This window comes from Streptomyces sp. NRRL F-5122 (genome assembly GCF_001507435.1).
In the GTDB taxonomy this organism is placed as follows: Bacteria; Actinomycetota; Actinomycetes; order Streptomycetales; family Streptomycetaceae; genus Streptomyces; species Streptomyces lannensis.
Map to the genome: position 1 here is coordinate 49003 of NZ_LMWH01000244.1, position 25045 is coordinate 74047.

At 69.3% G+C, this 25045-nt stretch carries 20 protein-coding genes and 1 pseudogene; 9 read left to right on the forward strand and 12 right to left on the reverse strand.

Features of this window, described 5'->3' with window-relative positions; all coding sequences use genetic code 11:
• The first annotated feature begins 293 nt into the window (after positions 1-293).
• A complete protein-coding gene (locus ADL25_RS29325; protein ID WP_059130898.1) occupies positions 294-1547 on the forward strand; it encodes a cytochrome P450 family protein in 1254 nt (417 codons plus the stop codon).
• Positions 1548-1665: 118 nt separating this feature from the next.
• On the opposite strand, the gene ADL25_RS29330 is transcribed toward ADL25_RS29325, so the two are convergent.
• From ADL25_RS29330 to ADL25_RS29345, 4 genes are all read right to left on the reverse strand, one after another.
• Positions 1666-2523, reverse strand: coding sequence for a dioxygenase (locus ADL25_RS29330; RefSeq protein WP_059130874.1), 858 nt, complete (start codon positions 2521-2523; stop codon positions 1666-1668).
• Between the two features lie 73 nt (positions 2524-2596).
• Positions 2597-3439: a citryl-CoA lyase gene (locus ADL25_RS29335; protein WP_059130875.1), complete on the reverse strand. Its 843-nt coding sequence runs from the start codon at positions 3437-3439 to the stop codon at positions 2597-2599.
• Positions 3432-4622 (reverse strand): CaiB/BaiF CoA transferase family protein, encoded by a 1191-nt coding sequence (locus tag ADL25_RS29340; protein WP_059130876.1) that lies wholly within the window; start codon positions 4620-4622, stop codon positions 3432-3434. Before ADL25_RS29340 ends, ADL25_RS29335 begins: the two co-directional genes overlap by 8 nt.
• Positions 4623-4700: 78 nt before the next feature.
• On the reverse strand, positions 4701-5522 hold the full coding sequence (locus ADL25_RS29345) for an IclR family transcriptional regulator domain-containing protein (protein WP_059130877.1): 822 nt from the start codon (positions 5520-5522) through the stop codon (positions 4701-4703).
• 257 nt (positions 5523-5779) lie between these two features.
• Here ADL25_RS29345 and ADL25_RS29350 point away from each other — a divergent pair, with 257 nt between their 5' ends.
• Together ADL25_RS29350 and ADL25_RS29355 are read left to right on the forward strand one after the other, a co-directional pair.
• A complete protein-coding gene (locus tag ADL25_RS29350; protein ID WP_059130878.1) occupies positions 5780-7228 on the forward strand; it encodes an amidohydrolase family protein in 1449 nt (482 codons plus the stop codon).
• Between the two features lie 40 nt (positions 7229-7268).
• Positions 7269-7805 (forward strand): DoxX family protein, encoded by a 537-nt coding sequence (locus ADL25_RS29355; RefSeq protein ID WP_059130879.1) that lies wholly within the window; start codon positions 7269-7271, stop codon positions 7803-7805.
• A gap of 55 nt (positions 7806-7860) precedes the next feature.
• Here ADL25_RS29355 and ADL25_RS29360 read toward each other — a convergent pair whose 3' ends face one another.
• From ADL25_RS29360 to ADL25_RS29370, 3 genes are all read right to left on the reverse strand, one after another.
• Complete coding sequence (locus ADL25_RS29360) at positions 7861-8337, reverse strand: (2Fe-2S)-binding protein (RefSeq protein WP_059130880.1); 477 nt, start codon at positions 8335-8337, stop codon at positions 7861-7863.
• Positions 8338-8345: 8 nt separating this feature from the next.
• Positions 8346-10682 (reverse strand): molybdopterin cofactor-binding domain-containing protein, encoded by a 2337-nt coding sequence (locus ADL25_RS29365; protein ID WP_059130881.1) that lies wholly within the window; start codon positions 10680-10682, stop codon positions 8346-8348.
• 598 nt (positions 10683-11280) lie between these two features.
• Positions 11281-12510: an aminotransferase class V-fold PLP-dependent enzyme gene (locus ADL25_RS29370; protein ID WP_059130882.1), complete on the reverse strand. Its 1230-nt coding sequence runs from the start codon at positions 12508-12510 to the stop codon at positions 11281-11283.
• Positions 12511-12736: 226 nt separating this feature from the next.
• On the opposite strand from ADL25_RS29370, the gene ADL25_RS29375 reads away from it, so the two are divergent.
• Positions 12737-13441 carry a FadR/GntR family transcriptional regulator gene (locus ADL25_RS29375; RefSeq protein WP_059130883.1) on the forward strand — a complete coding sequence of 235 codons (705 nt, stop codon included), beginning with the start codon at positions 12737-12739 and terminating at the stop codon, positions 13439-13441.
• Positions 13442-13777: 336 nt separating this feature from the next.
• The gene (locus ADL25_RS29380) at positions 13778-14221 is read left to right on the forward strand and encodes a universal stress protein (protein ID WP_059130884.1); all 444 of its coding nucleotides are present in this window, start codon (positions 13778-13780) and stop codon (positions 14219-14221) included.
• 411 nt (positions 14222-14632) lie between these two features.
• Here the strand turns inward: ADL25_RS29380 and ADL25_RS29385 are convergent, their stop codons facing one another.
• Together ADL25_RS29385 and ADL25_RS29390 are read right to left on the reverse strand one after the other, a co-directional pair.
• Positions 14633-15748, reverse strand: coding sequence for a GNAT family N-acetyltransferase (locus tag ADL25_RS29385; RefSeq protein WP_059130885.1), 1116 nt, complete (start codon positions 15746-15748; stop codon positions 14633-14635).
• A gap of 643 nt (positions 15749-16391) precedes the next feature.
• Complete coding sequence (locus ADL25_RS29390; RefSeq protein ID WP_059130886.1) at positions 16392-16907, reverse strand: hypothetical protein; 516 nt, start codon at positions 16905-16907, stop codon at positions 16392-16394.
• A 181-nt stretch (positions 16908-17088) separates the two neighbouring features.
• On the opposite strand from ADL25_RS29390, the gene ADL25_RS29395 reads away from it, so the two are divergent.
• The gene (locus ADL25_RS29395; RefSeq protein ID WP_059130887.1) at positions 17089-17565 is read left to right on the forward strand and encodes a DUF6924 domain-containing protein; all 477 of its coding nucleotides are present in this window, start codon (positions 17089-17091) and stop codon (positions 17563-17565) included.
• A 302-nt stretch (positions 17566-17867) separates the two neighbouring features.
• On the opposite strand, the gene ADL25_RS29400 is transcribed toward ADL25_RS29395, so the two are convergent.
• Complete coding sequence (locus ADL25_RS29400; protein WP_059130888.1) at positions 17868-18422, reverse strand: DUF3291 domain-containing protein; 555 nt, start codon at positions 18420-18422, stop codon at positions 17868-17870.
• 764 nt (positions 18423-19186) lie between these two features.
• Positions 19187-19798, reverse strand: a complete 612-nt coding sequence (locus tag ADL25_RS29405; RefSeq protein ID WP_059130889.1) for a helix-turn-helix transcriptional regulator — start codon at positions 19796-19798, stop codon at positions 19187-19189.
• A 70-nt stretch (positions 19799-19868) separates the two neighbouring features.
• Between ADL25_RS29405 and ADL25_RS29410 the strand changes: the two genes are divergently transcribed.
• Both ADL25_RS29410 and ADL25_RS29415 read left to right on the forward strand, forming a co-directional pair.
• Positions 19869-20573, forward strand: a complete 705-nt coding sequence (locus ADL25_RS29410; protein WP_059130890.1) for an ABC transporter ATP-binding protein — start codon at positions 19869-19871, stop codon at positions 20571-20573.
• A gap of 5 nt (positions 20574-20578) precedes the next feature.
• Positions 20579-23398 (forward strand): FtsX-like permease family protein, encoded by a 2820-nt coding sequence (locus tag ADL25_RS29415; protein WP_059130891.1) that lies wholly within the window; start codon positions 20579-20581, stop codon positions 23396-23398.
• A 207-nt stretch (positions 23399-23605) separates the two neighbouring features.
• Here the strand turns inward: ADL25_RS29415 and ADL25_RS29420 are convergent.
• A pseudogene (locus tag ADL25_RS29420) lies at positions 23606-24075 on the reverse strand (GNAT family N-acetyltransferase).
• Positions 24076-24273: 198 nt separating this feature from the next.
• On the opposite strand from ADL25_RS29420, the gene ADL25_RS29425 reads away from it, so the two are divergent.
• A complete protein-coding gene (locus tag ADL25_RS29425) occupies positions 24274-24771 on the forward strand; it encodes a GNAT family N-acetyltransferase (RefSeq protein ID WP_059130892.1) in 498 nt (165 codons plus the stop codon).
• Positions 24772-25045 lie beyond the last annotated feature (274 nt).

A 25045-nucleotide genomic window follows, 5' to 3' on the forward strand; every position in this document is an offset into this window, starting at 1 on the left:
CCTCCGGAGTCAGCGTCTGCGATTGAGACGGCCGTTGTCACCGGCCCGCTTCTAGTTCTTTGCCATGCGCTGCCGAGCGATATTCAGCGATCACCCGCACAGCGGCACAAATGCCCCCGCCAAAGGTGGTGCGGTGCGTATCCGCAGGCAGGGGTCGTGCGATCGGGCGAATGGCGTTTACGGTCCATATCGCACCGGGCAATGCTGGGTCGAACGTCATATGTCCGCTGTCCCGTGGGCGAGCGGGAACATTCAGAAAGGCCGTGGGAATGACTCAGCTCGACGAACGGGACATGACAGAGGCGACCGAGAGAGCGGCAGCGGCGGCATCACGTGGCGAGGCCTCGTACCGCGCCGACCCCTACCCGGTGTACGGGTGCCTGCGCGACACGGCGCCGGTGTGCCGGCTGTCCCCTCCGCACGGCGTGGAGACCTATCTGATCACGCGGTACGACGACGCGAAGGCCGCGCTGACGGATCCGCGCATCAGCAAGGACATGTACGCGGCCATGGACGCGTACCACACCATTTTCGGGGACTCGTCCGTCGCGCTCGACGACAACATGCTCTTCTCGGACCCGCCCAAGCACACCCGGCTGCGGCGCATCGTGAACAGCGCGTTCAGCCCGCGCCGTATCGAGTCCCTGCGTCCCCGGATTCAGCAGGTCACCGACGAACTGCTGTCGCGGTGTTCCGGATCCGCGCCGATCGATCTGCTGTCGTCCTTCGCATTTCCGCTGCCGCTCATCGTCATCTGCGAACTCATCGGTATTCCCGAGGAGGAGCGTGACGACGCGCAGAAGCGATGTGCGACGGTGGCACGTACCGGTTTCAGCAAGGCGGACAAAGAGAAACTCGCGGTGGCCGAGGGGGCTTTGCGGGACTATTTCGTCGAACTCATCGCGCGTAAGCGGAAGAACGCCACCGACGACCTGCTCAGCGATCTGATCCGGACGCAGGACGAGCAGGGCGCCATGAACGACGGCGAGTTGCTCTCGACCCTCTGGGTGCTGCTCTTCGCCGGCCACAAGACCACGGCGTACCTCATCGGCAACGCCGTGTACAACCTGCTGACCCACCGCGACCAGCTGCGGGACGTCATGGCGGACCCCGAGCTCCTGCCGAACGCGATCGAGGAGATCATCCGCTTCGAGGGCTCGGTGGAGAACGCGACGTTCCGTCACGCGCTCGAGGACATCACCATCAGGGACACCGTCATCCCCAAGGGTTCGCTCGTCCAGGTCGCCGTGGCCTCCGCCAACCGTGACCCGGAGAAGTTCGAGTCGCCGGACACCTTCGACATCAGGCGGAAGGGCCTGCAGAGCGCCCATCTCGGCTTCGGCAGCGGAGCGCACTACTGCCTCGGCGCGCCGCTGGCCCGTATGGAGATGCGGATCGCTTTGACCTCGCTCTTCGAGCGGTTCCCGAACATCGAACTGGCCGATCCCGCCGCGGAGACGGCGTGGCTCAAGGTGCCCTTCCCGGCGTTCCGGGGACTCGAGAAGCTTCCGGTGGTCCTCGAACCCGCGCGGACGCGCGGAGTCTGACCCCGCCCGTCCGGTCGAGGGGGGTGGAAGCCGTCGCCCGTCGGGCGGCGGCTTCCTGTCGTCCGGGCCTGCTCGCCCGTTCGGCGGGGCGTGCGCGCGGTCGTGCCGCCCGTCGCCGTCAGCCGGGCTGGAGGACGAAGTCGTACTCGGCGTGCAGATACGGCTGTTCGATGTGGCTGCCGTCGGGAGCGGTGCCCGCCGGCTTCTCGGTGAACCGCACGATGAGCGCGTCCTTCGTGCCGAAGACCACGTCGCTGTCCAGGTACTCGCTGCCCTCCTGGAACAGGTGGGTGATGAGCTTGCGGTACCCGGGCTCGTCGATGAGGAAGTGGACGTGCGCGGGCCGGAAGTAGCTGATGTCCGTCGCGCCGATCAGTTCGCCGACCGGTCCGTCCATGGGGATGGCGTAGCCCCGGGGCGCGATGGTGCGGATGCAGTAGGTGCCGTCCTCCCGGGCCTGGTACTTGGCCCGCAGCCGGGCTTCGTCGATCTCCGGGATCTGCGCCTCGTAGGCGCCGTCGGCGTCGGCCTGCCATGCGTCGAGGACGGCAGCGGGGACGGGCTTGCCGTCGACGTCGACGACCTTGCCGGTGACGAACAGAGGTGTTCCTGGGATGCCGTCCGACATGTCGAAGCCGTACGGGGCGGCGGGCGACCCGTCGATGTGGAACGGGCCGAGCACGGTTGCGGGCGTCGCCTGCTCCGAGAACCGGTTGTTCAACTGCACGACGAGCATGCTCAGTCCGAGGACGTCGGAGGTGAGGATCAGTTCCTGGCGCTTGTCGTCGCTGATCCGGCCGGCTTCGGTCAGCCACTGGATCGCGGCCATCCACTCGTCCTCGGTCAGCTGCACCTCACGGGCGAAGGCGTGCAGATGGCGGATCAGGGCGGTCATGAGCTCCGCCTGCCGGGGCGAGTGGGCGGTCGCCCAGCGCCGGGCGGCGAGGTCGGTGATGTTGTCCTCGTCGACGTACACGATTGCGGCTCCTTTTCGGCGTTGCGGGTGCGGTGACGACGGTCCACGGCCCGACGGCCCGTAGGTGGCGCGGTCAGCCGTCGCGCCGGCCTTCGGCGAACGGTTGCGGGAGGTAGGGATCCGGCGGGACTGAGGTGTTGTTGAGGTCGACGGACAGGAAGACGTCCCGCGCGACCGGGTGGCGGAGTTCCTCGGCGAGTTGGCCGATCAGTCCGGCCGTCCGGGCCAGCAGGGCGAAGCCGCGCAGCAGAGGAAGCGGAAGGCCCAGGTCGGCGAGGGCGGCGCCGCAGACTCCGGCTCCGTTCAGGGGGAGCGTCTTGCCGAGCACGGTCGGATGGACCCGGCCGATGGCGGCGAACAGCGACAGGTGCGGGCCGAACAGGCCTTCCTCCGTCGCGATCCGCATCAGCCTGGGCGTGCGGGGGTCGCCCTCCTTGTGCACATGGTGGCCGAGTCCGGGAACCAACGTGCCGGACGCACGCCGCTCCCGCAGCGTGTGCAGGGCCACCGCGTCCCAGCCCGCCTCGTCGGCCGGCAGTGTCCCGTCCTGCGAGTCCAGCACCTCGTGCAGGAACCTGCCGGTGTCCTCGGTGACTCCGAGGAAACGCGAGCCGCCTCCGAGCAGACCGGCGGCGAGTGCGCCCTGGACGGAGTCCGGCGCGGACAGGTAGGTCAGCCGGGTGACGATGGCGGTGGGGGTGAACCCGTGGTCGGCCAGCGCGGCGAGCACGGCCTCGAATACGCGCGTCTCCCCGGCGCTGGGGCGCCGCTGCACGGCCAGCCAGAACGCCAGCTCGCCGAAGCCCACCGAGCCCATGATGTCGTCGGCGAGGTCATGGCCGAGGAGGGTGATGTTCTTCAGGTCGGACGCGCCGAGCGCGGTGGGGTACGCGGCGTCTGCGGTCGGCTCAGACACGGCCCTGCTCCTCGGGTTCGGACAGCCACTTGCGCAGTTCGTCGCCGTGCTCGTCCAGTTGCGGCGGTGGCAGCCGATAGGTGGCGGGTGTCGCGGAGAAGCGGATCGGATGCCGGGTGGTGGGTACGGCGCGCTCCCCCTCCCCCACGCTGACGACCGGTTCGAGACCGAACCGTTCGGCCATGGCGAAGCCGCCGTCGATGGTGTTGATCGGCCCGCTCGGGACGCCCGCCTCGACCAGAAGGTCGAACCATTCCTCGGCTCCGCGCTTCCTCAACTGCTCGACCAGAAGGGGGCGAAGCTCCTCTCGGTTGGCCGTGCGGTCGGCGTTGCGGGCGAAGCGCGGATCGTCGGCGATCGCCGGAATGCCCAGTACTTCGCACAGTTTGCGGAACTGGCCGTCGTTGGCCGCCGTGACGATGAGGTCGTTGTCGGCCGTGGGCAGCGGTTCGTAGGGGAACACGCTGGGGTGGGCGTTGCCCATCCGGTAGGGCACGGTATCGCCCGCGACGTACGCGGAACTGTGGTTGACCAGACCGGTCAGGGCCGAGGACAGCAGGTTCACCTCGATCAACTGGCCCTCGCCGGTGGCATCCCGATGGCGCAGCGCCGTCAGGATGCCGATCGTGGCGTGGTTGCCCGCCATGACGTCGAACACGGAGATCCCGGCCCGGTAGGGCGGCCCGTCCGGGTCGCCCGTAAGGCTCATCAGGCCCGAGATGGCCTGCACCATCAGGTCGTATCCGGGCACATGACGGCCGGCACCGGAGCCGAAGCCCGTGATCGAGGTGTAGATCACGCCGGGGTTGTCGCGGCGCACCGTGTCGAAGTCCAGACCGTACTTGGCGAGCCCGTCGGGTTTGAAGTTCTCGATCACAACGTCCGCGCGGCGGGCGAGTTCGCGCGCGATGGTGACGTCGGACTCCTGCCTCAGGTCCAGCGCGACGGAGCGCTTCCCGCGGTTGATCCCGAGGTAGTAGGTCGAGACCTCGCCCCGCACCGGGGGCATCCAGGACCGGGTGTCGTCGCCGTGCGGTCCCTCGACCTTGACGACGTCGGCGCCGAGATCGGCGAGCAGCATCGTGGCGTACGGACCGGCCAGGATGCGCGAGAAGTCCGCCACCAGAACCCCGGAGAGCGGCCCCGCGCCGGACGGACGATCGGGCGTCGAGCTTTCTGACATCGACCGACCTTGCCTCTCTGTCCGCCAAGCGGACGCCTGTCCGTAGTTTGCGATTCTGGGCCTCGGACTGTCAAGGCGTCAAGGTTTCACCGCCACACCTGTCGGACGGGTCAGGTGCGGCGCGGAGTCGAGCCGGGCGAAGTCCACGCTGATCTCGCCCGCGGCCTGCAGAAGGAGCGGCAGGTGGTCGTGGAGCAGTGTCTCCACCGAGGTCTCGGCGGCGTGCGCGTTGACGTTGACGCTCGCGACGACACGGCCCGACCCGTCGCGCAGCGGTGCGGCCACCGACCGGATGCCCCGCGCCAACTGCTCGTCGGTCATCGCCCAGCCGCGGGCGCGCACCTCTCGCAGCTCGGCCTCCCACTCCGCACGGTCCGGCCGCCACACGGGGACCAGGCCCGACCGGGTCGGCTCGGCGAGGACCCGGGTCACTTCGTCGGGCGGCAGCGCCGCCAGCAGCACCTTGCCCAACGATGTCTGCAGCGCCGGGAACCTGGTGCCGATCTGCACGGCGAGCGTGACGATCTTGGGTACGGAGGCCCGGGCGACGTAGACGATGTCCGAGCCGTCGAGCTGGGCGATCGAGCACGACTCGTTCGTGCGCTCGACCAGACGCTCCAGGTGCGGCCTCGCCACGTCCCACAGCCCCATCGAGCGCACGTAGGCCATGCCCAGGTCGAGCACCCGAGGGGTGAGGGCGAACCCGCCGTCCTGCTGCCGTACGTATCCCAACTCGGCCAGGGTCAGCAGGATCCGGCGCGCGGTGGGCCTCGCCAGCCCCGTCGCCTGGGCCATGTCCGTCAGCGACATCACCGGCCGGCGGGGCTCGAAGGCGGTGATCACCTCGAGCCCTCGGGCCAGCGCTTCGATGAAGTCGGGCCCGGTTCCTTCGCGGGGCATGGGAACTCCTCCTGCCGATGACAACGGTCGTCCGCCTCGCGGACAGCCTGACATAGGCACTTTATGCAGCCACGTGGGCTTCGGCACACACAGCAGCGCACCACGGCACCCGCGCCGTCCGCACATCGGACACAGGGCAGGTGTTCTGACCACCGAGGATTCGCCTGCGTCCGGTATTGACATCGCCCTGACGCGGACCCACGATCCTCGACAACACTTGACCGTCATGCGGACGTTCGTCCGAAAGGGAGACAGTGATGAGCCAACCCCTCGAATTCCAGCCGGGACGGGCCGTCGTCTTCCGCAACGGCACTGTGCTTCCCATGGACCGGGGCCGTTCTGTGCTCACCGGCACCGACGTGCTCCTGGCCGGCGACCGCATCGCCGCCGTCGGCCCGCGGCTCGCCGTGCCGGACGGGACGGCCGAGATCGACGCCGAAGGCGGCATCGTCATGCCGGGCATGATCGACACGCACCGGCACATGTGGCAGACGGCGATGCGCGGCTACGGGGCCGACTGGACGCTCACCCAGTACTTCGTCTGGTACTACCTCGAGCACGGCAGGGCCTTCCGGCCCGAGGACGTGTACGCCGGGAACCGGCTGGCCGCCGTGGAGGCGCTCGATGCCGGTGTGACCACCGTCGTGGACTGGTCGCACGGGCTCCAGACAGCCGATCACGCCGACGCGGCGGTCGACGCGCTCCAGTCGGTCCCCGGACGGTTCGTCCTCGCCTACGGCAACATCCAGCAGGCTCCGGCGGAATGGACCCGGGCGCCGGAGTTCCGGGACTTCGTGCGCCGTCGCATCACGGACGACGACATGCTCGGCTTCCAGCTCGCCTTCGATGTGACGGGCGATCCGGAGTTCCCCGAGAAGCCGGCCTTCGAGGCAGCGCGCGAACTGGGCCTGGCCGTGACCACCCATGCCGGGGTCTGGGGCGCCACCAACGACGACGGCATCCGGCTGATGCACGAGCACGGGTTCATGACACCCGAGACGGTCTATGTGCACGCCTCGACGCTGTCGGCCGACTCCTACCACCGCATCGCCGCGACGGGCGGCTCGGTCTCGGTGTCCACGGAGAGCGAGCAGAGCGCCGGGCAGGGCTACCCGACCACCTGGGCGATACGGTCCCACGGCATCCCCGTCTCGCTGTCGATGGACACCAGTGTGTGGTGGAGCGGCGATCTGTTCTCCGCCATGCGCACCACCCTGGGTGCCGACCGGGCCCGCCAGCATCTGGATGCGCACGGCAGGAACGAGACCGTCACCCACTCGGCGCTGCGCGCGGACCAGGTGGTGGAGTGGGCCACGCTCGGCGGCGCCAGGGCCCTGGGCCGCGAGAAGGACCTCGGCAGTCTCGAGGTGGGCAGGAAGGCCGACGTCGTCCTGCTGAAGAACGACCACTCCCCGGTCTCGTTCCCCCTGCTCAACCCCTATGGCCACGTGGCGTTCCAGGCGCAGCGCGGCGACGTCCACACCGTGGTGGTCAACGGGAAGGTGGTCAAGCATGAACACCGCCTGCTCGGCGTCGACCTCGGCGCGGTACGGCACGAGGTCGAGCAGACCGTGGAGCACCTGCGGTCGACGATCGGCGAGGAGGAGTGGCACAAGGGCATGAACCCCGACATCCCCGAGACGAAGGTCCTCGACAACCCGTACACCTACACCGACTACCGCAGCTCCACGACGCACCGGCGCTGAGTCGCGCGCGGACCGGATCGGGACACGGGAGGTCACCGCGATGAGCGTCGGACTGCTGCTGCTGCGCGTGTTGCTCGCCGCCCTGCTGTTCGGGCACGCGACCCAGAAGCTGCGTGGCTGGTTCGGCGGTTCGGGACGTGCCGCCACCGGCGCGATCTTCGAACAGTGGGGGTTCGTGCCCGGTGCCCGGATGGTGCTGGTGGCCGGACTGGCGGAGCTCCTGGGCGCCGCCTCGCTCGCGGCGGGCCTGCTGACGCCCGGGGGCTGTGCGCTCGTCGTCGGCACGATGACGGTGGCCGCGGTGGCGACGTCGGTCAACGGATTCTGGGCCCAACGGGGCGGCTGCGAGGTCCCGTTCTGGTACGGCGCCGCGGCGGTGGTACTCGCGTTCACCGGCCCGGGTCCCTGGTCGCTCGATGCCGGCCTGGGGCTGCGCTGGTCTCCCGGCTACGCCTGGGGCATCGCCGCATCGGCGCTCGGACTGCTCGCCTCCGCAGTCCCCCTCGCCTCGCGTGCGCGGGTCCCGCGCGAGAGGAGGCCGACCGCACCGCAGGGCGAGGACCCGGCAGACGTCTGATCGCCTGAGCGGCCCCCGTCCCTCCCCTCCGGGGCGGGGGCCGCCGCTCCTGGCGTCAGTACTTCGCCGCCCCGGCCACGATCGCCTCCCGGATGCGGTGATACGTCCCGCAGCGGCAGATGTTGCGGATCTCGTCGAGTTCGGCCTCGCCGATCTCACGCCCCTCCTCGCGAGCCTGACGCACCTTCGCGACGGCGGCCATGATCTGGCCGGGCTGGCAGTAGCCGCACTGGGCGACGTCGTGCTCGAGCCACGCCTCCTGCATCGGGTGCAGCTCCCTGCCGACGGTGGCGGGCAGGCCCTCGATGGTGGTGATCTCGTCGTCCGGCCCGATGTCCTTCACCGGCACCGAACAGGGGTTGAACGCCTTGCCGTTGATATGGCTCGTGCAGGCCTGGCACACGCCGAGCCCGCAGCCGTACTTCGGCCCGGTGACGCCCAGGACGTCCCGGAGCACCCACAGCAGTCGCACGTCGTCCTCGATGTCCACGGTGACGGGTTTGCCGTTGAGGATGAAGGTGTGTCGGGGCACGTGGACTCCTAGAAGGCGCGGCTCAGACCGTCGGTGGGCGACGCGGGGACGGGCGGCGTGGTCGGCAGCGGCTCGAAGCCGAGCGGTTCGCCGTGGTTGATCGGGAAGGTCGTCGGCATCGTGCCGGTGGCGCGGCCGTAGGCGCAGGCCACGGCTGCCATCGCGCCCGCGACGGCCAGTTCACCCGCTCCGCCGGGGTGCCCCGTCGTCGGCGGCATGACGACGATCTCCAGCTCCGGCGGCGTGTTCCACTGACGGGTGTAGAAGTAGTTGTCCCAACTGCCCTCCAGGAAATACCCGTTGTCGAGGTGCAGGCCGGAACTGAGCGTGAGCGCGATACCGTCCATGATGCCGCCCATCATCTGGGCCTCGAGGCCACGCGGGTTGACGGCAAGACCCACGTCCACCGCGCAGACGACCCTGGTGACACGGGGTCCAGTGTAGGCGTCGCGAATCTTCCGGCCGGTGGTCTGCGGTCGGCAGTCGATCTCGGCGAGGACGGCGACGTACGCGTGGTACTCGGGGTGGATCGCGATGCCCTGTGCCGTACCGGAGGGCATGCTGCGTCCCCAGCCTCCCACTTCGGCGGCCTTGTCCAGAACGGCCCGCGCCCGGGCGTCCTTGAGGAAGGCGCGGCGTACGGCGTAGGGGTCCTTGCCCAGCCGTTTCGCCAGCTCGTCCACCACGAGCTCCTGCGCGCAGCGCACGTTGGGCGAGTAGATGTTGCGCATGGAACCGGTGTTGAACCCTTGGTCGGTCTCGCTGAGCAGCTGGGTGACGACACCGAAGTTGTAGGGGGTCTGCTGGGTGAGAGTGAAGATCGTCTCCGAGAAGGCGAGGCCGCCGACGGGCAGCCTTGCGGCCTCGGAGGTGATGATCTCGCCCACGCCATGACCGAAGTCGGTGGACACGGACGTGTGGCGCTGGTCGTAGGTGAGCACCTGGCCGAGCGCGTAGGTGGCCCGGACCCGCGAGGTGGACATGGGGTGGGTGCGGCCCTGGCGGAAGTCGTCGGTGCGGTGCCACATAAGCTTGACCGGTTTGCCCATGGCCCTGGAGATCTCGGCGGCCTCGGCGGCGGCGTCGTGGAACAGCTTGCGCCCGAAGGATCCACCGCCCTCGGTGACATGGACCTTGACCGCGGTGACCGGAAGACCGAGTTCCAGCGCGATCTGCTCCTGCGCGGTGATCGGCGATTTCAGGCTGGCCCAGATCTCGGCGGAGTCCTTCCGCACGTCGGCCACCGCGCAGTTGGTCTCCAGCGCGCTGTTGCTGGCGAAGTGGAAGGTGAAGCGGGCATCGACGGACCTGGTGAGCAGATCGAGGGCGGGCAGCGGGAGTTCGGCCCTGCGCAACTCGCCGCGCACGGTGTCGTCGGACTTGCCCTCCGCGGTGCCCGGCCCCCAGTCGACCTCCAGGGCGCGGACCGCGTCGATGCACTGCCCGAAGGTGCGGCCGCGCACGGCGACACCGGTGGAGACCGTGACGACGTCCGTGATGCCCGGCAGTGCCCGTACCTCCGCCAGGTTCGCCACGGAGCGGACCGTACCGTTGACGGTCGGTGGGCGGCACACCATCGTGGGCAGCGCGCCCGGCACCTGGAGGTCCATCGCGAACCGCTTGCGTCCGGTGATCGCTTCGAGTGCGTCGAGGCGTCGCTGCGGGGTCCCGATGACCTTGAAGTCCGACGGTTCCTTGAGGGCCACCGAGACCTGACCGGTGGTCACCGATGCCGCCTTGGCGGCCAGCTCGCCGTAGCCGAGGCTTCTGCCGGTCAGCGCGGAGGTGATGACCCCGGCCTTCGCGGTCAGGGTGTCGATCGCCTCGCCCAGTTCGAGGGCCGCCGCCTTCAGCAGCCGCCCGCGGGCGACGGCGGCCGCGACGCGGATCGGTGTGAAGGTGGAGATCGTGGTGTTCGACCCGCCGGTGAGCTGGTTGAACAGCAGCTCCGGCCGGGCGTCGGCGAGCGACACCCGGATCCGGTCCACGGGGAGGTCCAGTTCCTCCGCGATGAGCATGGCACTGGAGGTGGTGATGCCCTGTCCGACCTCGGCCCGCGGCAGCGCGAACGATGCCGTGCCGTCGGCGTCGATCCGAATCGTGATCAGGTTCGCTGTGGGCAGGGTGGCATGGGTGAGCATGTCGTTGAGGTCGTAGATCTCGGCCGGCCCCGGCAGGGAGGGCACCGCCGCGGCGGCCTCCGTGGGAGCCAGGACGCCCTCACCCAGCTGGGCCGCCACGGTCAGGGTCGAGGCGGCCACCACATATCCCAGGAACCTTCGGCGTCCGATGCCGTCCGGCTCGACGTCGGTCCCGCGCTGCTGCGGGCGGCGGTGAGATTCCATCGGCTGTACTCCCGACCACGAAGTGGAGTGTGCCCGGACATGTCGCAAGGCAGGCACGGAGGCGCCCGTCGGCACGGGAGCTACCGTTCCGTTCACGGCGGCTCTTGACTGTGCACGGCCGACGTGCGCTCCGGAAGATCCCGGCAGCGCATCTCCACGTAAACCTCACGTCACATCACAGGGAAAGCGACGGGCGCAGGGGCAGGCCGGGCCCGTCCTCCCGGTTCGGTCCGCCCCGGAGACGGGACGCGTGCGTTCGGTACCGTCGGCTCGAGGCCCATGACGAGGACGGTTTCACCGGCCTGGTCACGCGGGTTCCCTACTGTCACCCCGCCGCCATGCTCGACGCGTTGGACCACCGGTGGCCATGCGGCTTCGGCCGCTTCGAGACCACCAACCGGAAGCCCGCCATCATCCGGTTCACCGAACAGCAGGCCGACCGATGCCCTGGGGCATCCGGCAGAAGATCCGGCGAGGACCAGGCCGCGGAGGACGGCGGCAGCCGGCTCGGGGACGTTCGTGGATCAGAGCCCGCATCCGACTACCCGCACTGCCGGTCGGCGACGGCAGCGCCTCCGCCGGCAGTGCGAGTTCGCCCTCAATGACGGGCAGCGCGAGCCCATTCGCCGAGGACGGGGACACAGGACTCGGCGAAGTACTCGTAGTCGGCGGGGGTGTTGTAGACATGGGCGGACACCCGCAGATAACCGATGCCGTCGAAGCTGGTGAAGGCCGCCTCCACGCCCAGTTCCCCGGCCGCGCGGTCGCGCAGCGCGTCGGCTGCGATGCGGGTGGGACCCAGGCCGTCCGGCAGCCGTACCAGCCGCATTCCGGGAACCGGCATGCCCACGTCGACGGCATCACCGGAGGTGCCGGTCAGATCGGCGATCGCAGCGCCGATCACGTACGCGGCATAGTCGGCCAGCTCGTCCATGTAACGGCGTGCGTTCTCCCAACCCCAGGTGCGTTCGACGAAGTCGAGGCTCGTAGGTGCGGAGAGGTAGGCGGTCGCGTCGAGCGTGCCCTGCTGGTCGAAGCGGTCGGGATACGGGTCGGCCGCCCCCCACGAGTCGATCAGGGGGTACAACTGGTCGCGCAGCGGGCCGCGGGCGACCAGCGCAGCCGTGCCGCGCGGCGCGCAACCCCACTTGTGCAGATTGCCGACCCAGAAGTCGCAGGTCGCCTGCGAGAGCGGTGAGGCGAGCAGACCGGGGGCGTGCGCGCCGTCCACGAGCAGTGGGATGCCGCGGCTCCGGGCCGCCTCGCCGATCCGCTCCACCGGCATACGGCGCGCGGTGGCCGAGGTGATGTGGTCGACCACGACCAGGTCGGTGCCCTCCCCCATCTCGGCGATCACGGCCGCGGCCGCCTGCTCCTCGTCCGCGTCCAGCGGCACCCGAGCGGTGCGGACCCGGCCGCCCCAACGGCGCGCCAGCCGCTCCGCGCCCATGGTGACGGCCCCGTAGCCGTGGTCGGTGACGACGATCTCTCCACCACGACGGCGGGCAAGGGCGGCGAACACGACGCTGGCGCCAGCGCTCGCGTTCGGGACCAGCGCGAGGTCGTCGGCGTCGGCCCCGAGGTAAGCGGCGAGCTCGACCCGGGTGGCGGCGATCCGCTGCGGCAGTGTCGGGAACCACACCACGGGCGCGCGTTCCATCTCCGCACGCAGCTCCTCCTGGCGCCGCTGGGCCACCAGGGGGACCGCGCCGAAGGAACCGTGGTTCAGGTGCTTCAGGCCGGGGTCCAGTGACCAGGCCTGCGCGGCGGGCGCTCCGTCGGCCAGCAGCAGGGGGTGAGGTGCGGTGATGACCTCGGACTCGCTCACGTGACTCCCTATCCACCGGGCCGGAACAGTCAGAGGACAGCACCCGGAGACATATGATGACTCCGCATGTTGACATGACAACTTCTCCGGATGCAAGGGATCACAAGGACGGAGTCATCAGATGACTTTCGTCGACAGCGCAGGGCGTCCAGCGGCCCACCGCACCGCGCCGACGGGCTTGCGCGCCCATCGCCTCAGCCCGTCCGGGGAGAACTGAGGGGGTCGGATGTCCGCAGTCGAGAAGGCTTTCCACGGTCTACGGCACATGATCGCCACGGGCCGTCTCGGGCCGGGTGAGCGCATCCCGCCGGAAGGCGAGCTGTGCGAGGAGCTGGGTGTCTCACGCGGATCGCTGCGCGAGGCCGTACGGATGCTCGCCGCCCTGGGAGTGATCGAGCCGCGGCACGGCTCGGGCACCTATGTCTCCCGGCTCAGGCCCGAGGACGTCATCGGCAGTCTCTCGCTGACCCTCGAACTCCTGCCCCTCTCGGGTCTGCTGGAGGTGTACGAGATCCGGCGTGTGCTGGAGGCCCACGTCGCGGCCCAGGCCGCGGCGCGCTCGACGCCTGAGACCGTACGCACGCTCTTCTCGCTCATCGAGGAGATGGAGAACACCGACGACCCCGCCCTGGCCTCCGAACTCGACCATCGCTTCCACGCGGAGATCGCGCGGGTCGGCGGCAACCCCACCCTGGCCTCCCTTCTGTCGGTTTTCCGCGCCCGCTCCCGCAAGTACCAGGTCTTCACGCTGCCCGAGGGCTCCGCACTGCGCGCCAAGAGCGACGAGGACCACCGTGTCCTGGCCGGCGCCATCGCCGACCGCGACCCCGCGGCGGCCGCCGGGGCCGCCCAGGCCCACGTGGCGCAGACGGAGCGGTGGCTGCGTACTTTCACTCCTCCCGTGGAGTACAACGAGGACACGCCCGGCTGACGCCCGTGCCCCGAAGCGCTCTCCGGAGCGTCCATCCGCCGCGCGACGTCCCACGCCGTCGATCCGCCCGCTCCTCCGCGCGCGCCGGTAGGCGTCCGCCGGAAATTGGGACAACCGACCCTTCCCGGTCATGAGACCGTCGGCGAACACGGCGGTCGCCCGGTGAGGATCGAGACGAGCTGGACGATCCGCCCCGGGCCCGGACGTCACATCCGATGTGACTTTTTTCCGATCATGAAGGAACAGCAGGCCACCCTGCGCGGTTTCATCCATCGAAGACGCGATGTCCCAGCGTCCGCCCGCTTTTGCGCACCTCTCGGAAAGGTCAACACGTTCATGTTCCACCACATCCTGGTCGCCATCGATCCGAGCCCCGCACGCCACACCGCGCTGCGTCTGGCCGGTGACATGGCCCAGCTGACCCAGGCCAAGGTCAGCGTTCTGCACATCGCCGCCTCCGCCGCCTCGGCCTCGCTCGGCGCCGTCGTCCCCCTGGAGGACGACTCCGAGGCCAAGGCCGTACTGGACGAGGCAGTCGCAGAACTGCGCGAGAAGGGCATCGCGGCGGACGGCACCGTCACCCAGGCCCTGACCACCATGATCGCGCCGACCATCTCCGACACCGCCGAGGAAGTGGGTGCCGATCTCATCGTGGTCAGCCCCCACCACCGTGGGTCCGTCGAGGCGTTCTTCCACCCGCGGGTCAGCGACGCGGTCGCCCACGCCAGCCGTGTGGCCGTGCTCCTCGCCCCCGAAGAGCCCGAGGCGCAGGAGAAGTGATCCGCGAGCGCCCTGTGCCCCGGCACAGGGCGCCGCAAGCTGTCACACGGCGAGCGCGAGGGATACGCCCGCCCCCGGCGTCGGCCTCCGCTACCGACGCCGGACACCCCCGCGCGACCGGCGCGCGGCACCGCTGTGCGCCCGCTGGGCCACGGAGCCGCGCGTCGGACCGAGACGCGCCGCCGCCGGAGGCCGGCCCACCCTTGACGAGGTCGTGTCCGCCCCGGAGCCAACGGACGGCGCTCCAGGTGCGGGGACAAAGCGGACATCGGCCGTGATGCACGCGCCACCCCCAGCGCCCCCGGAACCGGCCGACGGGCACCACGCATCGACGACCGACACCGCCGAATGGCACATCCCGCCCCCTCCCGGCACGGCGGGGACGCCCTGCCGGGAGGGTGAGAACCCTGCTCAGCCTGTTCGGGGCCCCGCCTTCCCGGAATCCGGTCCAGCGGATGCGCGCAGGCTGCCCACCGTCTTCAGCAACCGGTCGGCCGGTCCCCTCAGCTGGGGATGGGCCAGAACCGTGTTGCGCAGACCGCGCACCGGCCGGCGCCACAGCCGATGGGCCGTCGCGACCGGGTGAGGCCTGCTCGCGAACCCTTCACCGACCCGCAGTTCCCGGGTCTTGAGCCAGTCCTTGTACTCCTTGTCGCCGCGCCCCATGTCCACGAGCGTCACGCCGTGCCGGGCCGCCGCCTCCGCCAGCCGCAGATGCATCATCAACCCGGGTGAGTAGTAGCGGAGCTCGGGGTCGTACGCGGTGAACCAGGCTGCGAGCACCGTGCTCGATCGCGGCCCGAAGTGCGCCGCCACGGGCAGGTCACCGGCGTACAGCACGGACAGCACCCCGGTGAAGTGCTCCTCGCGGACGCGGGAGAGATAGTCCACCAGGTCCACGATCCAGGGTCGGGAGAACCGGTCCATCCGACCGGTCCTGCGGTACTGGGCGGACTTCCACTGCATGAGTGTGCGCAGCGCCCCCGGATCGCGCTCGTCGAAGATGAAGCGCACGTCCCCCTTGTCGCGCCCCAGACGACGTTCCTTCTTCAGCACCGTCTTGGCCAGCCCCGGGTACGCGCTGCGCAGCCACTGGGCGTAGTCGCCGTCACCCGGCTTCACATCGAGGACCGGTGAGGCGAACGTCCCCGTGACGTACGCGCCGAACGGCTTCTGCTCCTGGACGAGGTGGTCGAACTCGAAGATGGACAGTCCGCAGGCCCGCAGGAGGTCCCGGGTGTCCCAGGAGACTCCGGGCCGGTGCACAAGGGCCTGGCAGTCGGACAGGCCGAGACCGATGGCCCGGCCGACGCCGAAGGCGTTGCGCTCGTACGGCAGGAAGCCGACCGGCTCCCCGTTCTCACGCAGGACCGCCACACGTGCCCCGGCTCGGTACCTGCCGATCCCTATCGCGAACTCCGGGGCCAGGAACGGGTTGGCGTATTCGGGCGACGCGTCCATGGCCTGGTGCCAGGCGTCGCGCAGTGAGTCGGTCAGTTCGTCGAATCTGTGAACGGTGATGTCCACCTCACATCAACCGCCCTTCCACAGGCGCCGCGAGAAGCGTGCCGATGACGGCACGGAACGACAGGACGTGTTGGCGACTACTCATGGATCGCATGGACGACCGCTCCCCCCTATGACGCGCTGTCCGCGTCCTCCCACTGCTGTGGGCATCTGATGACCCGCGCCGTGCACACACGCGGTCCCCGAACGGCGGTGACCGACACGCGTATCCGGCAATGCTCAAACGTCGCGAAACAGTACGCACGCTGTCAAGGGTGCCTGAGGTAACGAAAGAGTGCGGGTCGGACGCCACGGTCGGGCCACCGGCGTCCCGTCACCCTTCCTGAGCTGGTCCGGCCGCCGTGACGTCGCACTTCCCGCCCGCCGTCCCCTTTGGCCGGGCCGGACCCGATTACCGCGTCCAAACGGGACTCGGGTTCGACCCGCACGTGCGGCTCGGCGTCGGGGGCGGCGCCATCAACAGGGCCGGCTGGGGCACCCCGACCGTCGTGCACGATTGTGGTCCGCTCCGGCTCCCGCCCACACCGGCACCCATCGAGACCGACTCCTCGCCCCTCGCCCTCCGGCGGAACTCCATCTGCCGGCACCTCGTGCGCCGAGTCCCTGCCGGCGCCGCACGGGACGAGTCGAATGCGTCCGGCTCTCAGAGTCCGGGCTGCCGTACGGATGAATAGAGCCACTGGTTCTTGGCGAGGGGCTGCTCCGGGACATTGCCCAACCAGAGCACAACCCCATGACGGCGCTCCCAGTAGGTCCCGAACACGGCCTTGGCGAGCCGATCCGGAACGAACACCAGGGGCCAGAGCCCTGCCGGCGATCCCCACAGCAGCGCACCGATCACGCCCGACGTCGCGAGGAGGACCGGAAAACCCACGTCGAAACTGCGCCGTAGCGACTCACGCGGCGCAGGCAGGACCCTGTCGGGATCGGCCAGGGGCACCGGTGTCTCGAAGTCCCTCCTCTCACCGCCCAGCCACGCCAGCGGCGTGCAGGCGAGCGCCACGAACACCAAGGTGAGTACGGTGAGCAGGACCAAGGCCCACCACGCCACGTGAACATCGGGAACGCCACCCAGAGCGAACGCAACGGGTGCGCTGACGAACGCGGCGCCCACCGCCTCGACGACGGCCGACAGTTGATGGTGCACATACCTGCGCACGACACTCCCCCTCCGCCCACCCGACTCCCCCACGATCGGGTGCCCGCGCACCACTATGCACGCGGTGCGCGGCCGTGCAAGGGGACTTGCCGACGACGAGGGCCCACCCGGCGGAGCGCGATGGGCAACACATGAGACAGTTCCACCGATGCTCACCGATCGTCACCAAGGAGAAGACTCCGTGAGAGTGTTGCCCGCCGTCACCGGTCGTGACGAGTTCGATGCGTTGGTCGTGAGAACCGATTACCACGACGACGCGGCATGGCAGGACGTGGCGACGGCGCTGATGCAGTCCTGGGGCGACGGCCTGTACGAGGCACGCATCCACTTCGTCAACGATCCGGTGTGGGCGGACGCGACCGCCGACGATGTGCTGAACGTGGTCCGCGCCGACGAGAACCTGGCCGTCGTCTTCCTCGCCGACCGGATGTCCATGCAGGCCGGAACCCGCCCTCTGCTGGCAGTGACGACGCTGACGCGGGAGGACTGCGAGGACGACGAGGACTACGACGAACTGACCGAGTTCGGCCGCGAGTTCCGCACCGCTCCGGCGGGCGTCCACGACATCCACGCGAACCTGAGCATCGGCAACATGGGCTTCGAGGAGTACGCGGCATGGGCCCACGATGATCCCGAGGGGATCTACCGGTCCTTCTGAGGGATCGCCCGCCGCAGACGGAGTGACGGGCACACGCACCTCGCCTCACGACCGCCAGCGCCTTCGCGGTCGGCTTGCTCCAAGTCGCCCTCACCGGGAAGCGGACGGCACAGTGCGGCCGGCGAAGACTCCGCGGGATCCGCCATGTCACCGCGGCTACATCGGGAGGGGCATGGGCGAGCGGTGCGCCGTGCCTGTGGGGCCCTGGCGCACCGTGGGGTGGTGGGCGCCAGTGGCCGACCGTGACGGGGTCGGTCAGCGCCCGTTTGCTAAGTGAGGCGTTTGACAGCGAACCCAGTCGTTCAGTCCTGGTCGCTCTTTGGCCCGATGCCTTTGATCCTGTTCGGAGTTCCGTCCGGGGCGAATGAGTGGTGGAAGGTGAAGGCGTGCGGCACGAAGCCGTGGTCGTGGAGGTGCTCCAGCCTGGAAACCCCGTCCCGCCAGGTGGGTATCACGCCGTCGGAGACCCACCAGCACACGTAATTCGGTTGCCCTGTCGTCTCGAACCAGTCGTAACGCCTGTTCAGTGCGTCACGGTGCAGACCGGTGTAGACGGCGTCGAAGGCGGGGCGCAGGTCAGTCCAGAGTGAGAGTGTCGCGGCCAGGGCGGTGGTTTCGGCCGTACGGCCCTTGCCGTACCAGGCCGGTACGGCGAACTCTCCCCATGCACCCCAGTCCGCCTCGAAGAGCATGCCCCGGTCACCGTCTGCCGATTCAGCACGAGCGAGGTACCCGGGGTGCTGACTGATCTTCCGGTAGACGGCCTCACCACTGTCGTAGAACTCGCGTGTGAGAGGTGCGGGATCGGCGAGAGGCGACTTCAGGATGCCGAATGTGTACAGCGCAAGATGGGGCATGCGTCTCTCCTTGGTCGGGGGTGCCTGGTGTGGACCCGGTTCGGTGGCTTACGCGTGGGGACGGGGATTCGTGAGGGGTGACCAACCCATCCCGTCGCGGGTGGCTCAGCCTGAAGGAACTCCTGTGCGACCGTGGGCGATCGCCGAGGACCAGGTGAAGGTAGCTGTCTCTGCGGGCCATGTCGAAGTTGCGTTTTCCCTGTCCAAGTGGCCTCTTCACCAGTCATTGCGCGGGCTGGGGCGGGGCAGGCCGCGAGGTACCAGTGATCCACGTCGGCCGATCGGTTCGCCCGCCATGCCCCTCCGCGCCCCTGTGCGACAGCCTCGAGTGCCGCCGAACGCGTGCGGTTGAAGAAGACGGCCTACGGTCACAGGACCGAGCACCGGCTGCGAGTGCGTGCACAGGTGGCGCTGCATGCCGTGCGTGGACGCTCCAACGCATGCATCGCCCGGCAGACGGGGCTGCACTTGGGCACCGTGCGTCACCGGCCTATCCGGTTCGCCAAGACGGGCCTGCCCGGGCTCGAAGACCGTCAACGCCGCGGCCGTCCCCCTCGATCACCGCTGCATGCCGCCGAGGTCAGGACCGGCTCCTGGCCTTCGACGACACAACGCCACGGCTCAGCCGTTCCAGTGGAGGTTCACCACCTCCGACCTGGACGATCTGCTGGCCAGGCTCGACCAGCACAGCGCCGATCACCACGAAGAATCCTCTGTCGCACCGGCAGCGTGAACAACCCTCGAAGGATTTACGGCGCCGCCCACTAAGCGGACTCCGTACGGGACCCTCTCATCGACTCGTGGCCGCCGGCCACGTCGGCGTCGCCCTGCGTCCGCGCCTGCGCGCCGTTTGCCGTGGCGAGCGGACCCAGATGCTGCGCGGCGCTGTCCAGCAGTCCGAGGTCGGCCTTGGTGTGCGCGATGGCGGCGTCGATCAGTACGGCGACCAATGGTTCGTCGGCGTGGGCCCGGCGCTGCTGTGCCAGGCCGGCTAGCTCGGACAGGTATGTCTGCCGCTGCGATTCGATCAGCGCGGTCAGGGCCTGCGGGCCGAGGGCGACGGCGCCGAGGAGCTTGAGGAACAGCTCGTCGCGGAAGCCGCCGGTGCGCACCCAGGCGGTGGTCGCCCACTCGCGCAGCTCGGCCTCGCCGGCCTCGGTGAGCGTGTAGAGGTTCTTGTCGGGTCGGTCGGTCTGGGTGACCTGCGAGCGTGAGACATAGCTGTCACGGACCAACCGTTCGAGGATCTGGTAGAGGTGACCGATGTTCAGGCCACCCCATTGCGGGCCGATGGCCTCCTCGAACCGGGCCTTTAGTTCGTATCCGTGGTTAGGTCGCCGGTTCAGCAGCGCGAGCACGGCGTGGTGGAGCGGCATATACGTCCCTTCTGCATTGTGACAACATACCCCTGAATTGCGACAATGCATGAGGGGCGAAGGCGCATCTATGGCTGTGAGCGTGGCGTTGTGCGGGGTGAGCCGGCGGTATCCCGGGCTGACGGCTCTGGACGGGGTCGACCTGGAGGTCGCAGCCGGCGAGGTGGTGATGCTGACCGGGCCTTCCGGTGCCGGGAAGTCCACCGTGCTGCATGTGACGGGCGGCATGGACCGGGCCGACGAGGGGCACGTCGAGATCGACGGCACAGAACTGGTGCCCCGGAACCTGGACCGCCACCGTCGGCGTATCGGCTTCGTCTTCCAGCGCTTCCATCTGCTGCCCGCCCTCACCGTGCTGGACAACGTGCTCGCACCCGTCCTGCCGCGCAGAGTGGGCTTCGACCGGCGTGAACGCGGCATGGAACTGCTCGAAGCGGTCGGCCTTGACGACCGGGCCGACGCCCTGCCCTCGCAGTTGTCGGGCGGCCAGCAGCAACGCGTCGCCGTCGCACGCGCGTTGATCAACCGGCCGGGGCTGCTGCTGGCCGACGAGCCGACGGGCAACCTGGACAGCGTCATCGGGCGGGAGATCATCGACCTGCTGATGTCACTGCGCGAGTTGTACGGGATGACGATGCTCATCGCCACCCACGACGCGGAGGTCGCCGCCAACGGCGACCGGGTGGTGCGTCTGCAGGACGGCAGGATCACCTCGGACCAGCGGCTCACGCCGTCCGGCGACGTGCTGAACCGGCTGGGGAGCCTGCGCCCGTGATAGCGATGATCCTCGAGCAGCTCCGGCGGCGGCGCGGGCGCGCGCTGGCCCTGGCCGCCGGGATCCTGGTGGCGTCGACCAGCTTCACCCTGCTGACCGCGACGGTGGACACGAGCAAGGCGACCACCGTGGGCACGGTACGGAAGAACGCGCGGTCCGCGTACGACGTCCTGGTGCGCCCGCCGAACTCGCAGACGGACGTGGAGCGGCGGAGCGGACTGGTCGCACCGAACTTCCTGTCCGGCACGTTCGGCGGTATCACCATGAGCCAATACCGGCGTATCGGAGGCATGGCCGGGATCGACGTGGCCGCGCCGGTCGCCAACCTCGGCTACCTCATGGTGACGAGCACCGTCACCGTGGACGTGTCCCGCTTCCTGGACAGCAAGGCCTCCCGGCAGATCCTGCGCATCAACCCGACGCTCACATCCGGACTGGGCACCTACCGCACCTCCGACGAGTACGTCTACCTCACCCGCCACCCTCTGACGTCGGCGGCGTCGTCGGACCATCTCTTCGAGTCCGACACCCTGGAGCAGGGCACGGTCGACAAGGCCACCCGGCGGTACCAGTTGAAGGGGAAGTACGACGTCTGCTTCTACTTCAACGGGGACAAGACCGAGCGGACGCAGTTCAACATGGAACTGCCGATGAAGCCGAACATCATTGCCGAGGACTTCAGCGAGAGGTCCCCGTTCGACCCGGACCTGAGTTCGCGGATGAACTGTCAGTCCGGTCGGAGCAAGGCCACCATCGATGTTCCGGTCGGTTACCCCGTACTGCTGTCCGCCGTCGACCCTGCGGCCGAGAACCGGCTGGTGGGCCTGGGCAGCACGATCACCTCGGGCCGGATGCTCACCGAGCAGGACAAGCCGTGGACACTGCCGAGCTCGAAGAGCATCCACGGGCAGCACGACTCCTACATCCCGGCGTTGCTCAGCAACAACCCGCTGACCGCCGGAACGCTCAGCGCCACCGTGGAACGGCTCGACATCGGTGACCCGGCCAAGCTGCCTTCCGAACTGGGCAACCCGACAGCCGGCAGATTCGTCCGCGGCCTGCACGGCACCCGCGTGGGCCAGGTCGGCGTCGACCTGAGCAAGGGCTACCAGAAGGCGCTGGACGAGGACGCGTTCACCACCGATGCCTACTGGACGGTCGGCCCGGTCACCTACCGCCGCACCCCGGGTGGCGACCTCACCGTGCAGGCGCAGCCGCCGCAGAAGCCCGGCCTGTGGGTCAACCAGAACAACCAGCCGTTCCCCAACGTCCCCGAGGAGAACCAGGGCAGGCAGTACCGGAAGGTGACCAGCCACATCTCCACGGAGTGCGTCGGAATGGGCTACTGCGGCAACATCGACTCCGGGCGCCTGCCCAGTCCCTTCGTCCGCCTCGTCGGCCGCTACGACACCAGCAAGCTGCCCGGCTTCTCACCGCTGTCCCAGGCCCCGTTGGAGACCTACCAGCCGCCGCAGGTCACCGCCGCGGACAGCGCCACCCGCGCGGCACTCCACGACAAGCCGCTGCGGCCCGACCGCAACCTGGGTGGCTATGTCAGCCCGCCGCCCACCATGCTGACGACGATGAAGTCCATCACCGCGCTGACCAAGAGCCGCCGGTTCCCGAGCCCGCAGGACACGGCCCCGGTCAGCGCGATCAGGATCCGGGTGGCCGGAGTGACCGGCGTCGACGCCGCCTCCCGAGCACGGGTCAACGCCGTGGCCGGGCAGATCCGGGCCGCCTACCCCCGGCTCCAGGTCGACGTCACCATCGGCAGCTCGCCCGCCCCGCAGACGGTGACGCTCAATGCCTCGGCGCATGTAACCGAGCCCTGGGTCGCCAAGGGCGTGGCACTGCGGATCCTCAGGGCGGTGGACACCAAGAGCGCGGTGCTCTTCGTGCTGGTCCTCGTCGTGTGCGCGCTCTTCCTCGGACAGGCCGCGCTGGCCTCGGTGCGCTCACGCCGCACCGAGATCGGCACGCTCCGCTGCCTGGGCTGGAGCGGCGGCGAAGTACTCCGCCTGGTCCTCGGCGAACTGGCGGCGATCGGCCTGGCCGCCGGCGCCGCCGGGGCGATCCTCGCGTACGTGCTGGGCCGGTTGCTGGGACAGCCCGACGCCGGCACCAAGTCGCTGCTCGTGCTCCCGGTGGCGCTCCTCCTGGCCACCGTGGCAGGCATGGTCCCCGCCTGGCTCGCCACCCGGCTGGGACCGATGGAAGCCGTCCGGCCCCCCGTGACAGCGGTCCGACGCGCCCGCCCGGTGCGTTCGGTGGCCGGTCTCGCCATGCTCAACCTGCTGCGGATGCGGGGCCGCACGCTGCTCGGTGCGGCAGGGCTCGCACTGGGCGTGGCCGCCTTCACGGTACTGCTCGCCCTGACCCTGGCCTTCCAGGGCGAGGTCGCCGGATCACTGCTCGGCAACGCCGTAGTGGCACAGGCACGCGGCGCCGACTACGTCAGCGTCGCCCTGTCCCTGCTGCTGGGCTCCGCCGGCGCCGTCGACGTCCTGATCATCTCGCAACGCGAGCGCGCCACCGATCTCGCGGTGCTGCGGGCAACCGGCTGGACCAACCGCGAACTGGCCATGCTGACCCTCTACGAGGGCATCGGACTGGCTCTGCTGGGCGGCCTCTCCGGTGCAGTGGCCGGTCTGGCCGGGGTGCTGTCACTCGGTCAGGGCGTGCTGCACGGTCACCTCCTCGCGGTCGCCGGCGCCCCGCTGCTGGCGACGCTCGCCGCAACCGTCCTGGTGGGGGCGGCTCTGACGGTGCCGATCCGGGGGCTGTCCCGGATCGCCCCCGCCCACCTGCTCGCCGCGGACTGAACCAATCACCGTCATCGGGGGCTTCGCCGGGCGAAGGACCCCCGCCCGCCCCGGCCCTGTTCCTGGGCCGGGGCCTGCCGCCGCATCATCAAGTCGGCGAGGAGTCTGCGGCCACAGCACCGACCCCGGATGTCCACCAGTGCTGATCACCCAGGGCTCGATCACGGGCACGACGATCTCATGGACGGATCTGAGAGACGGTCACTGTCACAGCGGCAGCTCGCCCACCGTCTGTCCTCCGATCGTTTCGCCTGTCGGCCGGAATCCGAGTCCCACATAGAATGCTTCGGGGCCATCTGCCCCTGGATGCCAGGTGGTGGTCAGCCGGTTGCCGCCGCGACGGCGGATTTCAACTGCCACGGACTCGACGGCGAAGCGACCGTAACCTCGACCCTGCTCAGCTGCTGCGATGTTGAGACGCCACAGACCCGAACGAATGTCGGCGCCCGTGCCGTCTCCCAGCCAGTCGATGTGTCGAAGAAGCCCATGAGGAAGCCGACGGGGGTGTCACCGTCAAGGATGAGACGGGGCCAAGCCGTGCCGGGATGGACGTATGCCTCGGCCAGAGACTTCACGACTCGCGCGACCAGGTGTTCTTGTTCCGGATGGACCCGCAGACCGATCGCAGCGTCGAGGTTCTCCGGAGTGATCTTCTCCAGACGGAGTGTGCTCGTCATGCGCAAACCATAGGCTGGTCGATCAAGTCGACTGAGGTACGTGGCGTCAGGGACCACAGCACGCTGATCCAGGACTCGACAACCCGGGTATCAGGGCCTGTCCGATGGGTCAACTAGCGAGTGCCGGCAGCTGTCGCCCCTTGGCACAGGTTGTAATCGACTTGCTGCCCGCCCCGGCGGCCGGGCAGGGTCTCGATCATGCTTGAACTACGGACTTTGGATTCAGACGACTGGCCCCTTTGGCGGGAGTTGCGACTGGCCGCGCTTGCTGAAGCGCCCTACGCGTTCGGATCGACACTGGCCCAGTGGCAGGGCTCCGGCGACCGCGAGGAACGTTGGCGTGCCCGTCTGTCGATTCCTGGCGCGCACGATCTCGTCGCGCTCCTCGACGGCCTTCCGGTGGGCATGGCCAGCGGAGTGCCTGGCGAGGGAGCAGAGAACGTGGAGTTGATCTCGATGTGGGTCAACCCCAAGGCTCGGGGCAAGGGCGTGGGTGACCACCTGATCCAGGCGGTCGAGCGGTGGGGCGCGGAGCGGGGTGCCACAACGCTGCGGTTGTCCGTCATGCCGGACAACCGCAAGGCGACCGCGCTCTATGAGCGGCACGGTTTCACGGACACGGGTGAGCCCGGCGATCTTCTGCCCGATGGCGTCGGCAGGGAGCGGGTCATGGCGAAGAGCCTGGCCACTGTCTGATCTCCACATCCGAGCCCGACGGATCATGCGTACCGACCCGGCGCACCTACGCGGTCACAGCACCGGTGGGCGATCCGAAGTCATGAAGCGGTGCACCGTGCTTGTGGGGCCCGGCGCACCGTGGGGTGGCGGTGACCGGCCCCGGGTGGGGTCGGTCACCGGTGGGTGGGGTCAGCGGTGGGTGGGGTCAGCGGTGGTTGCGGTAGCCCCAGGAGGCGGTGTCGATGACGCGGCCGCGGTCGTTGCGCAGGGTGGCGGTGTCGATGTGGTTGTC